The 10,921-nt window shown below is 48.3% G+C and carries 13 protein-coding genes; 2 read left to right on the top strand and 11 right to left on the bottom strand.

Annotation, left to right across the window (positions count from 1 at the left end):
- Positions 1–217 precede the first annotated feature (217 nt).
- Positions 218–439 carry a hypothetical protein gene (locus ACSR9A_RS00405; RefSeq protein ID WP_473755049.1) on the bottom strand — a complete coding sequence of 74 codons (222 nt, stop codon included), beginning with the start codon at positions 437–439 and terminating at the stop codon, positions 218–220.
- Between the two features lie 165 nt (positions 440–604).
- Complete coding sequence (locus ACSR9A_RS00400; RefSeq protein WP_473755048.1) at positions 605–1,231, bottom strand: stage II sporulation protein M; 627 nt, start codon at positions 1,229–1,231, stop codon at positions 605–607.
- 109 nt (positions 1,232–1,340) lie between these two features.
- Between ACSR9A_RS00400 and pdaB the strand changes: the two genes are divergently transcribed.
- Positions 1,341–2,156: a polysaccharide deacetylase family sporulation protein PdaB gene (gene pdaB, locus ACSR9A_RS00395; RefSeq protein WP_473755047.1), complete on the top strand. Its 816-nt coding sequence runs from the start codon at positions 1,341–1,343 to the stop codon at positions 2,154–2,156.
- 30 nt (positions 2,157–2,186) lie between these two features.
- On the opposite strand, the gene ACSR9A_RS00390 is transcribed toward pdaB, so the two are convergent.
- The gene (locus ACSR9A_RS00390) at positions 2,187–2,816 is read right to left on the bottom strand and encodes a KinB-signaling pathway activation protein (RefSeq protein WP_473755046.1); all 630 of its coding nucleotides are present in this window, start codon (positions 2,814–2,816) and stop codon (positions 2,187–2,189) included.
- A gap of 154 nt (positions 2,817–2,970) precedes the next feature.
- Here ACSR9A_RS00390 and gerD point away from each other — a divergent pair, with 154 nt between their 5' ends.
- Positions 2,971–3,669 (top strand): spore germination lipoprotein GerD, encoded by a 699-nt coding sequence (gerD, locus tag ACSR9A_RS00385; protein ID WP_473755045.1) that lies wholly within the window; start codon positions 2,971–2,973, stop codon positions 3,667–3,669.
- 255 nt (positions 3,670–3,924) lie between these two features.
- On the opposite strand, the gene ACSR9A_RS00380 is transcribed toward gerD, so the two are convergent.
- The 8 genes from ACSR9A_RS00380 to ACSR9A_RS00345 all read right to left on the bottom strand — a co-directional run bounded on the left by ACSR9A_RS00380 (position 3,925) and on the right by ACSR9A_RS00345 (position 10,859).
- The gene (locus tag ACSR9A_RS00380; RefSeq protein WP_473755044.1) at positions 3,925–5,034 is read right to left on the bottom strand and encodes an Mrp/NBP35 family ATP-binding protein; all 1,110 of its coding nucleotides are present in this window, start codon (positions 5,032–5,034) and stop codon (positions 3,925–3,927) included.
- Between the two features lie 133 nt (positions 5,035–5,167).
- On the bottom strand, positions 5,168–5,920 hold the full coding sequence (gene cwlD, locus ACSR9A_RS00375) for an N-acetylmuramoyl-L-alanine amidase CwlD (protein WP_473755052.1): 753 nt from the start codon (positions 5,918–5,920) through the stop codon (positions 5,168–5,170).
- A gap of 202 nt (positions 5,921–6,122) precedes the next feature.
- A complete protein-coding gene (locus tag ACSR9A_RS00370) occupies positions 6,123–6,818 on the bottom strand; it encodes a phosphoadenylyl-sulfate reductase (protein WP_473755043.1) in 696 nt (231 codons plus the stop codon).
- Between the two features lie 273 nt (positions 6,819–7,091).
- Positions 7,092–7,484 carry a 30S ribosomal protein S9 gene (gene rpsI, locus ACSR9A_RS00365; protein ID WP_046234255.1) on the bottom strand — a complete coding sequence of 131 codons (393 nt, stop codon included), beginning with the start codon at positions 7,482–7,484 and terminating at the stop codon, positions 7,092–7,094.
- A gap of 20 nt (positions 7,485–7,504) precedes the next feature.
- The gene (gene rplM, locus ACSR9A_RS00360) at positions 7,505–7,942 is read right to left on the bottom strand and encodes a 50S ribosomal protein L13 (protein WP_046234254.1); all 438 of its coding nucleotides are present in this window, start codon (positions 7,940–7,942) and stop codon (positions 7,505–7,507) included.
- A gap of 184 nt (positions 7,943–8,126) precedes the next feature.
- Positions 8,127–8,885 (bottom strand): tRNA pseudouridine(38-40) synthase TruA, encoded by a 759-nt coding sequence (gene truA / locus ACSR9A_RS00355; RefSeq protein ID WP_473755042.1) that lies wholly within the window; start codon positions 8,883–8,885, stop codon positions 8,127–8,129.
- Between the two features lie 621 nt (positions 8,886–9,506).
- Positions 9,507–9,872 (bottom strand): 50S ribosomal protein L17, encoded by a 366-nt coding sequence (gene rplQ, locus ACSR9A_RS00350; RefSeq protein ID WP_046234252.1) that lies wholly within the window; start codon positions 9,870–9,872, stop codon positions 9,507–9,509.
- A 42-nt stretch (positions 9,873–9,914) separates the two neighbouring features.
- Complete coding sequence (locus ACSR9A_RS00345) at positions 9,915–10,859, bottom strand: DNA-directed RNA polymerase subunit alpha (RefSeq protein WP_046234251.1); 945 nt, start codon at positions 10,857–10,859, stop codon at positions 9,915–9,917.
- Positions 10,860–10,921: the final 62 nt, after the last annotated feature.

Below are 10,921 nucleotides of genomic sequence, written 5' to 3'. Positions count from 1 at the left end.
GTATCGCTTTACATTAACTAAGTTAATGTGGCAGTTTCACTCGTTGTTCAGTTTTCAAAGAACAATTTCTCTTGCTTGCGTTTCGTTCTTGTCTGCCGTATGTCTCAGCGGCGACTCATATAATATATCACGGGCGCCTATACGATTGCAAGTGTTTTTTTTAATTTATTTCAGATTATTTTCCGGGCTTAAATTCAGGCCTTTTAGAGGCCTTAAATTACTTATATGTACGGATGTTTAAAGCGTAGCGGGAAAGCTCTTTGGGGGATGCCAAGCGGGCATACATGCGGAAAATCGTTTTGTAACGACGGGTAATCGACTGCTTAATCTCTCCATCTAGACGGGAGTCATTTAGGTCAAGCAGCATTTCATCGAGTTCCTTGCGCAGGACGTAGTCGAGTTCTTTGCATTCTTTATCGTTGAATAGAATTCCTAGCATAGTGGTTTGCGCCCTCCTCAAGTGGTGACGACCGTTCGCCTGTATAGCGAATGGGCTCGTCCTTGCTCTGCTTCATGCAGCTTGATGATGAAACAGTAAAGCGGCGTCTACGCTTCGCACGTAAGAACGCCGCTTTACTGTTATGCACAAATAATGGGAATTTTATTACATGTTCAGAAGCCAAGGTGTAATGATGCTTTCAATTAAGGAAGCCACTAGCAGAGAAATCGTAAGCACAACGGCGACTGGGATCGTTTTTTTCATAAAAAATAAAATTTCCAAACCGCTCTTATCGACCTGCCCATTTGGGCTAACCGTCGATTTCATCAGTTTTAAAGCGAGGACGCCAAATCGCATGCCATATGCTCCAGCAATAATAATTGCCGGAATTTCAATAATGCCGTGCGGCAGCAAGCCTTTAAAAATCATTTCCATTACAGTGCCCGCTCCATGCAGCTCAGCTGTCCGGTTCAGCAAATAACCAATAATCATTCCATTAAAGACGAGGAAGAACAGCGGAACTAATCCAAGGAACGCACCGAGATACATAATGAAGATTGATTTAATGGCATTGTTGAAAAAAATGAACAATATATAGCTCATCGTCGGATTATCTGACTGATCGAGCTGCTGTGCCAGCTCTGCTATCGCCTCCAGCTGTTGGTCCATCATGTCGCTAATCGCCGTATTGCTTCCACCTACAACAATTCCGGCAAAAAATAGGATACACCCAAAGGCAATATAGCCGCTCATCGAGCGAAAGTGATCGAGAATTTCCCGAGGCTTAAACAAATGATGCCCTCCTCTGCCCATTTTAAATTGAACAAGCATGAATAACTTGGCGCTATGAGCATAGATTGTACTAGAACAAGCTTCCATTAGAGAGGAGAGCCCGCCTAAGATGAACTTTTTTTATGTAATGAACGGTCGTAAAATCAAGCACTACAGTCTAATTGTACTTGCACTCGTATTCTCGGTAGGCGTCATTTACGCGGAGCGCGACAATATTACGGTGTTTTCACCGCAACAGCCCGCTGCCATCTACAGTGTCCCGACAGAAAAGAAAGTCGTGGCCCTTACGTTTGATATTAGCTGGGGCGAAAAACGCGCGGAGCCCATATTGAAAGTGCTTAAGGACAAAGGCATTACGAAAGCTACCTTTTTTCTATCGTCGCCCTGGATTCAATCGCATTCCGATATTGTGAAGAAAATAACCGACGCCGGTTATGAGATCGGAAGCCACGGCCACAAGCATGATTATTACAGCAAGCTGAGCGACGACGAAATCCGCACGCAAATTTCTACTGCTCATTCGATTATTTCCGATACGACTGGCAAACAGCCTAATTTGATTCGGATGCCCAATGGCGATTTTGACAAAAGGGTACTCCGTATTGCGAGCGAAATGAACTATAAAGTCATTCAATGGGACACCGACTCCCTAGACTGGATGAACATCGGCACGGATAAAATCATTAGCCGGGTAGTGAGTCGCGCTCATCCTGGCGATATAATATTGATGCATGCCAGCGATTCCGTGAAGCAAACTCATGAAGCACTGCCCGTTATTATCGACGAGCTGCGCTCCAAGGGCTATGACTTCGTGACGGTGACGGAGCTAATTACACAGACGGAAACCGAGGGCAAAGCCGTACAAGACAAATCCACCCTCTCCTCCACCGGTACAAGCCAATTGAACGCAGCAGTGAAGCATTAAGCCATGCAGGCTTAAAAAATAGTTCCTACATTAAGCGACCGGCTTTGCAGATGATGCAGATTCGGTCGCTTCGCTTTTCAAAATCCGCGGCAGCATCAATATTTGGTACGCATTACATACGAACAGCGGCACAATCATAAAGATGATGGCTGCAGTATTGGTTTCCCCTTTTAAAGCCGGATAAGCTTCAATGAACGTAACAGTGAACATCAGGAACGCGGTCGGCACAAAAGCTACAGCTTTCGTCTGCTTCACCTTTACATAAGAAACAGCAAGGGAGAACACCATAAGCAGAAGCGGCAGAAGCCAGAAGAACCAGCCATTCGTCCGCTGCTCAAATAGCAAATAGCCTAAAGCAAATGCTGCAAACACGGTGGAATAGCCTTGCAGCGTATTCCAGAGATAGCTTTTGCGAAACACGCTAAGCGCGATATAATTTAAAGTCAAATAAGCGAAAAAGCCCATCTGGCTAAATGCCCCAAACATAAGGCCAACAAGCGCCATCATGGCAAAATTGAATCCTGAGGCATCCAGTCCCATAAAACCAAACTCTGGATCCGTCCACTGCATCGTTATTCCGCATATCGCTGTAGCCAAACCACCGACTGCCATACAGCTCCAAAAAAGAAAAAACCATTTTCTGATATTCACGTTTGACATCCCCCTAAATTTTTCAAGCACACCCTGTCCAACATCCTTTATTTTACCACGTTCACATTAAAAAGCTAACCTTTCCCCATGATAATGGGCGGAACTTTGGCACATACTACTCCCATCAATACAGGAATGCTGCCACGAAGGGAGAACACGAATCATGCGCATTCGTATGACGGTAATTATGCTTCTCATTGCAACGTCTTTTGTCTTGACCAGTTGTGGATCAGAATCATCGGGAAGCAGCCAGCAAGTCACGTACAAAGACATGAAATCGATGGTCATTGATATACTCAAAACGGAGGATGCTCAAAAAGCGCTCCAGGAATCGGCACAGCAAATGTCGGGCTATAACGGAAATACGTCCAAGCTTTTGTCTGTGCAGGATCAAGAGCAAGTCCGTCTGGCGGTAAAGGATGTGCTGGTCGCACCGGAATATGACAAGGTAATCAAAACGCTGATGACCGACGTTCGTTTTGCCGGGGAATTTGCCAAAGCCGTCAATAAGCAGAACAAGGAAATTCACCAGCAGCTGCTTAAAGATCCGTCGTATCAGGAGCAGTTAATTAAGGTGATGAAAAATCCGGAGATGGATCGGATGATTTTGGAGGTGCTGCAAAGCACGCAGTACAAAAAACAAGTCATGTCGATTATGCAGGAGTCGATGCAAAATCCGCTGTTCCGGCTTGAAATTCTTGATCTAATGAAGAAAGCCGTTCAGGAAGAACTAAAACCGAAGCCTAACGAGAAGGTCGACAAGCAAGGCTCTGGAGAGGAGCAGCAAGACTCCGGTGACGATAGCGGCGGCGACCAGCAGGATTCTGGCTCGGGAGACGGACAGCAGGATAGTACGATGTAGCTTGTGAACAAGGTGAAACGGTTGGCGCCGTCCTTTGGCGGCGCGGCGCGTTTCAGTCCGAGAAATATAGAGAAAGGATGGAGAAATCATACACTTTCCTATATTTCAAGGTGAAACGGCTGACGCCGTCCTAGTAAAGTCCTAGTAAAAAAGAAAGCCCCGCTATGAATGCAGTTAGGCCAGTTGCCTGACTGATGCTTCATTCATATGCACGGGGCTTTCTTTCATTTCGTTATTCAGTTGAAGGAACGGGAGCTATTCGCATTTTTGCAGCACTTTGTCCGCAAGCTCCAAATAAAGCTGACCGGTCTCGCTCTCTGCCTTGTATACGGATGGCGAGAAGTCTGGCTCTGATGGATGATTATCCGGCGCACCAAGCGGAATTTGGGACAGCAGCTCGGCATGCAGCGACTCCGCTAGCCTTCCGCCACCGCCGCGGCCAAAAATGTATTCCGGCTCGCCGCATTTGCTGCATTTGTAATACGCCATGTTTTCAACGATACCGATGATTTCATGTTCGGTCTTAATAGCCATTGCTCCTGCGCGAGCAGCAACGAATGCAGCTGTTGCGTGCGGCGTCGTGACGATGATTTCTTTGCTTTGCGGGATGATCTGATGGACGTCCAGCGCCACATCGCCTGTTCCCGGCGGCAGGTCAAGCAGCAAATAATCAAGCTGACCCCATTCGATTTCGTCAAAAAAGTTGCGCAGCATTTTGCCCAGCATCGGGCCGCGCCATACGATTGGGCTGTTATCCTCGACAAAAAAGCCCATCGACATCACTTTCACCCCGAATTTTTCAATCGGGATGACCCGCTCGTTCACGACCTGCGGGCGTTCTTCAATGCCCATCATATCGGGCACGCTGAAGCCGTAAATGTCGGCGTCGATAATGCCGACGCGCTTGCCCCTGCGAGCGAGAGCGACCGCGAGGTTCACGGTCACTGTGGATTTGCCGACGCCGCCCTTGCCGCTGGCGACGGCAATGAACTGCACCCCGCTGCGGGCATCCAGCAGCGGGCTCGCCAGCCCGGCCCCGTGGCCTTGCACGGGGCCGGCGGCGCCTGCGCCTGCGGCAGCGGAGGCTTCGCCGCCGCCGCTTGGCGCCCCGCGCTGCGCGGATGCATCCGCCGCAGCTGCGGGCTCTAGCGCACGAAACCGGCAATGCACGGTTTCGGCGCCCAGCCGCGCTAACGCTTCGCGCAGCGCGGCTTCCAGCGAGGGCTTCGCCTCCTCGCTGGCAATCAGGACCGTCAGTGAAACTTGACGGTCCTTCACCATCACATCGCGGACGGATACCTCGCCCGCCGTATATATCGCCGTTACTGCTTCAACGGCTTCCAAAGCTTGCTCACGTGTTAACATAGGATACGTCCCCACCTTTATGTATGCGATTACTGCTTATTAATAATGATTATAGCATAGTTAAGCAGCAACATTCATGGCTGTAACGTGTCGAAACGGTTTCATCCTTGTGGCGTGTCCTCTGTCGGCAGCATCATTTTTCTCCAGCAGCGTATCTCAGCAGTCCTTGATAAATGGAAGCCGCGACCTTCCGCTGGTATTCTGAATCGGCTAGTCTGGCTGCTTCTCCTGGATTAGACAGAAAACCGACTTCAATTAAGGCGGTGGGCACATCCGTAATGGCTTTGAGCAAATAGACGGAATTTTCCGTTGCTGCGACGCGGCTCGTATTTTCCAAATTACGTTTAATCTCGTTTTGAATAGCGGCAGCAAGCAGCTTGCTGCCGCGATGATTAGCAGGATTGTAAAAGGTTTGCGCCCCTGACCATTTGGCTGATGGAATACTGTTCATGTGTATGCTGACGACCAAATGCGGCTGGCTCCCCTTAATGACATTCACACGCTTATGCAGATCCTCCGTTTTCCGCCTGCTGTAGGTTTTCGTATCTGGAGTTGCAAGATCATAATCCCCTTCGCGCGTCATCACGACAATCGCTCCCGCCTGCTGCAAATAATCGCGCAAATATAGCGCAATCGCCATATTCAAATCTTTTTCAACGACTCCCTGCTTGCTTACCGCCCCGCCGTCCACTCCCCCATGCCCGGCATCAAGCGCGATCGTTTTACCAGACAACGGCGTTGCCCACGTCTTCCATGTCCGTGCAGTCCGTTCATCTCCATAAGTAAGCAGCGTCCATACGAGTGCAATTGCCAGCACAGCAGCAGTCAAGCGCAGCGCTCCCTTTAGCGTTATCCAAACGACCCAGCGTCGTCCCCATCGGCGCAAAAAAACCACCCCGTCCTCCATCAAATAATAATCAGCACCAGCTTGGCCGGCGCTCATTATCATCTATATGGGACGAGATGGTTATTTATGAGTGTGCTTCTGCACGTTCACAGTATCACACGATAAGACTTATTAGGTGACAGGCTGATTTGCCATCTTCCTCATCCGGCTTCTCATGCTGTCTAACCTTCTTCAGTAACGATTATTTATGCAAGCCGCACTCTGTTTTTTCTTGTCCTGCCCAGCGTCCAGCGCGTGGGTCCTCACCTGGCATCACTTGACGCGTACAATATTCGCAGCCAATGCTCGGATAGTTTTGATCATGAAGCGGATTGTAAATGACATCATTTTCGCGGATATAATTCCATACATCCTCCGATGTCCAATGGGCAATCGGGTTAAACTTGACCAACCCGAATTTTGCATCGTATTCGATTTTTTTCGCGTTGGCACGTGTTGGCGCCTGATCACGACGAATACCTGTAATCCATGCTTCGTATTGGGACAAAATCCGGGTAAGCGGCTCTACCTTACGAATGCTGCAGCATTGATTGGCATCTGACTTCCACAGCTCTTCGCCATATTGCGCAGCTTGCTGCTCCGGCGTAATTTTCGGCTTCACCTCTACGAATGGAATTCCTGGGTAGCGCTCGATCATACGATCGCGAGTCTCATACGTTTCTTTAAAATGAAAATCAGTATCGAGGTAGAAAATATCGGTTGTCGGGCTAACCTTCTGCAGCATGTCTACAAGCACGACATCCTCTGCACCGAAGCTGCAAGCAAAAGTCAGATTAGGAAATGTCGCCACAGCAAATGCAATAATCTCTTCTGGCGTTGCATTTTCAAGCTCTACAGCTTGCTTGGCAATAAGCGCTTCCTTCTCAAAAAGGTTCATCGTTTTATCCCTCCGCATCAATTCCAAGTATATTGATCTGTATTTAAGTTTAATTATACGTCGTCCAATAACAATCTTCAATATCTAGTTTACTCCAAAATGAATTAAAGTTTGATTCTCATCCAAAAAACAGGCTCCAAGCACGCTTCTTCCCCTTGTCCCGTCTGTCCCTAACCATTCCACCTATTTCAGCTTCTTGGCATCACCCTTCACAAGCTTCAAAAAACAACAAAAAACCCCCGGCCAGAAGGCCAGGGGCTGTAAAACAAAAGATTAACGTTTCGAGAATTGTGGCGCGCGACGAGCCGCTTTAAGACCGTATTTTTTACGCTCTTTCATACGTGGGTCACGAGTCAAGAATCCAGCGCGTTTCAGAGCTGGACGGTATTCAGCGTCTACTTTCAGTAGAGCGCGGGAGATACCATGACGGATAGCGCCTGCTTGGCCGGACATACCGCCGCCGTTAGCAATAACCAATACATCATATTGCGTAAGCGTTTCTGTCAGGTTAAGCGGTTGTTTAACGATTAGTTTCAATGTTTCCAAACCGAAGTATTCGTTGATATCACGTTTGTTAATGATGATTCGTCCTTCACCTGGCACGAGACGTACACGTGCAACAGAGTGTTTACGACGACCCGTTCCATAGTATTGCACTTGAGCCATGAAACTGTCCTCCCCTTTAATTACCCGCGAAGTTCGTAAACTTCAGGATTTTGTGCTTGGTGCGGATGTACCGAACCAGCGTATGCTTTAAGTCTAAGCTTCATTTTGTTACCTTGACGTGTTTTTGGCAACATGCCGTGAACAGCCAATTCGATAACGCGATCAGGCTTTTTGTCGATCATCACGTTAGCCGGTGTAACTTTCAAACCACCGGAGTACATCGAGTGACGGTAGTACATTTTGTCTGTCAGTTTTTTACCTGTCAGAACGATTTTTTCAGCGTTGATTACGATAACGAAATCGCCTGTATCAACGTGAGGTGTAAATTGCGGCTTGTGTTTGCCACGGATCAAGCTAGCTGCTTCGCTTGCCAGACGACCGAGGGTTTTACCTTCCGCATCAATGATGTACCATTTACGTTCAACTTCATTTGGCTTAGCCATATAGGTGGTACGCATGGAGATCCTCCTTCATTCGCTTACGTTTAAAATTTAATTTTATCAAAGAACGTTTCCGTTCGATTTATAACAGTTATTGCTGCCAAGTTTGTGACGATCTCAGTCGGGGCTGTGGGATAGCCACTAAGAAAGCACAAGTTATATATTACTATATAAAGTGGCCTAAAGCAAGCAGTTTGTACGATTAACTTCTTAGTTCATCCGGATATTCAACTTCGACCAGCGTAAGGCCATGAGGCATTGCAGTTGGGCCAGCCAAAGACCTGCTTTTGCCTTCTAATATGCGCTTCATATCTTCCGGCTTCAGCTTGCCTTGCCCCACCCATAGCAGTGTCCCCATAATAACCCGCACCATATTGTACAAAAAACCGTTGCCGGTCACGTACATATGAAGCTTGCTGCCCTGCTGCTCAAAATACGCCTCATAAATCGTTCTTATATGATGCGGCTTTGTCGAATGAATAGATGTGAAAGAAGTAAAATCATGCTCGCCAATCACATAGGGAAGTGCTTTCGCCATAGCCTCTGCATCTAAGCGCATCGGATAATGAAAGCAATACTCACGGGTGAATACATCTGGGAACTTGCCACGATCTATCGAATAACGATACGTTTTTCGTTTGGCCGAGCGCCGGGAATGAAAATGCTCCGGCACCTCGAACGCCTCCAAAATAACAATATCCTTCGGCAGCCTCGTATTCAGCGCAATAGCCCATCGTTCCGCAGGTATGACGGATTTCGTATGAAAATTGAATACCTGGCCCATAGCATGAACGCCTGCATCTGTCCGGCCCGAGCCAATGATATTAATTTCCTCACCCGTAAGCGCCTTTAACGCCTTCTCAATCTCCTGCTGCACCGTTCTGAGATGCGGCTCCAGCTGAGATTGGAAGCCATTAAACTGCGCCCCATCGTAGCTAACCTTTACTGCAATATTTCGCATGTGGAATTCCTCCCAGACCCTCGAGAGGGCTTGTAGCCAAACCTTTAAAGGCTTCTATCCCAAACCCTCAACCGAGAGTTTACCCAAACCTTCAAAGGCTTTCCAACCTCTTGCTCCCTCAAGCCTTTGCTGCATCCATTAGAACTGCGCGGCCGCTCCTGCCTCGCAGCAAATACCGGAGGTGTCTTCCATTGACGCTCTAAGCAAAGCTGAGCAGCAGGAAGTTTTTAGACATAGTGTGCCTGAGTAAGTAATAGGGAACACTACGTCTGCTGCCTTCCTGGCGCTCAGGCCGCGTTTATTTGCGGCTTGTGAGGTCCGGGCTGGGCGAAGCGAGGCTGGGTGGTAGAGTGATGTGCTTTGGAGAGGGAATGGGAGTGGAGTGAAAGGTTTGGAGCTGGAGAAGCGAAGCGTTCGTCTTTGTTGTCTGATTTAAACCGCTAAGCGCTAGTTATTAATAATCAGACAACAACAACGATCGTAAGCCCAAACCTTTCACGGAACGCCCGCCCCGCCCAAAGCTTCACACTATCATCAGCCGACGCGAAGCCACTCTATCCCTGCTCTCACAAAAGCCAGCAAATAAAAAAAGGTGGCCTCGAGGGTCCACCCTTTCTCATGTTACGCGCGGTCTACCAGTTCCAAATATACCATTGGCGCAGCGTCGCCACGGCGAGGTCCTAGTTTCAAAATCCGCGTGTATCCGCCCGGACGCTCCGAGTAACGGGGGCCCAGCTCCGAGAACAATTTTTGGATTGCATCTTGCTCTCCATCGATTGTTTCACGACGCACGTAAGCTGCTACTTGACGACGAGCGTGCAAGTCGCCTTGCTTCGCTTTCGTGATCAGCTTTTCAGCGATCGAACGAACCTCTTTCGCTTTTGCTTCCGTTGTTTGAATACGCTCATAAAGGAAAAGGTCAGTAACGAGGTCACGGAACAATGCTTTCCGCGCGCTAGCGTTACGGCCTAGTTTTTGATATGCCATCTTGATTTTCCCTCCCTTGCCTGTAGTCTAGACTAATTGATACTACTCTTCCATGCGCAGGCCAAGACCCAGTTCTTCCAGCTTCTCTTGAACTTCCTCAAGCGACTTGCGGCCCAGGTTGCGAACCTTCATCATGTCCTCTTCGGATTTCGTAATCAGCTCTTGAACGGTATTGATTCCTGCACGCTTCAAGCAGTTGTATGAACGTACGGAAAGATCGAGTTCTTCGATAGTCATCTCCAGAACTTTCTCTTTTTTGTCTTCTTCCTTCTCCACCATAATCTCGGCATCTTTCGCTTCGTCAGTCAAGCCAACGAATAGATCCAAATGCTCAGTCAAGATTTTAGCGCCGAGGCTTACAGCCTCTTCCGGACGAATACTTCCGTCAGTCCAAACTTCCAGCGTAAGCTTATCATAGTTAGTCACTTGACCAACACGAGTATTCTCCACACTGTAATTTACACGTGTAATTGGCGTGTAAATCGAATCAACCGGGATGACTCCAATCGGTTGATCTTCCCTTTTGTTACGGTCCGCTTGCACATATCCGCGTCCCCGATTAGCAAAAACACGCATATGGAGCCGCGCGCCGGAGGCCAAGGTGGCGATGTGAAGATCAGGGTTCAAAATCTCGACATCGCTGTCAGCACGAATATCGCCCGCCGTAACGATTCCTTCGCCTTCAGCGTCGATTTCCAAAACCTTCTCTTCATCGGAGTGGATTTTCAACGAGAGGCCCTTCAGGTTCAGAATGATTTCAGTTACGTCTTCCATCACTCCTGGAACTGTAGAGAACTCGTGAAGCACTCCGTCGATCTGAACGGAAGTAACAGCTGCACCCGGCAAAGACGACAACAAAATTCGGCGAAGCGAATTTCCAAGCGTCGTGCCGTAGCCACGCTCGAGCGGCTCAACAATGAACCGTCCGTAAGTCCCATCCTCGTTCAAATCCACGGTCTCGATTTTCGGCTTTTCGATCTCAATCACTAATAGTACCCTCCTTCAAACGTCGCTCCGTTACCATACCGTATCTTAAGTCAAATCTCGTA

It is taken from the genome of Paenibacillus sp. R-74696, assembly GCF_055814915.1.
Note: the sequence above shows the minus strand (reverse complement) of the source record. Positions and strands in the feature narration are given on the sequence as shown.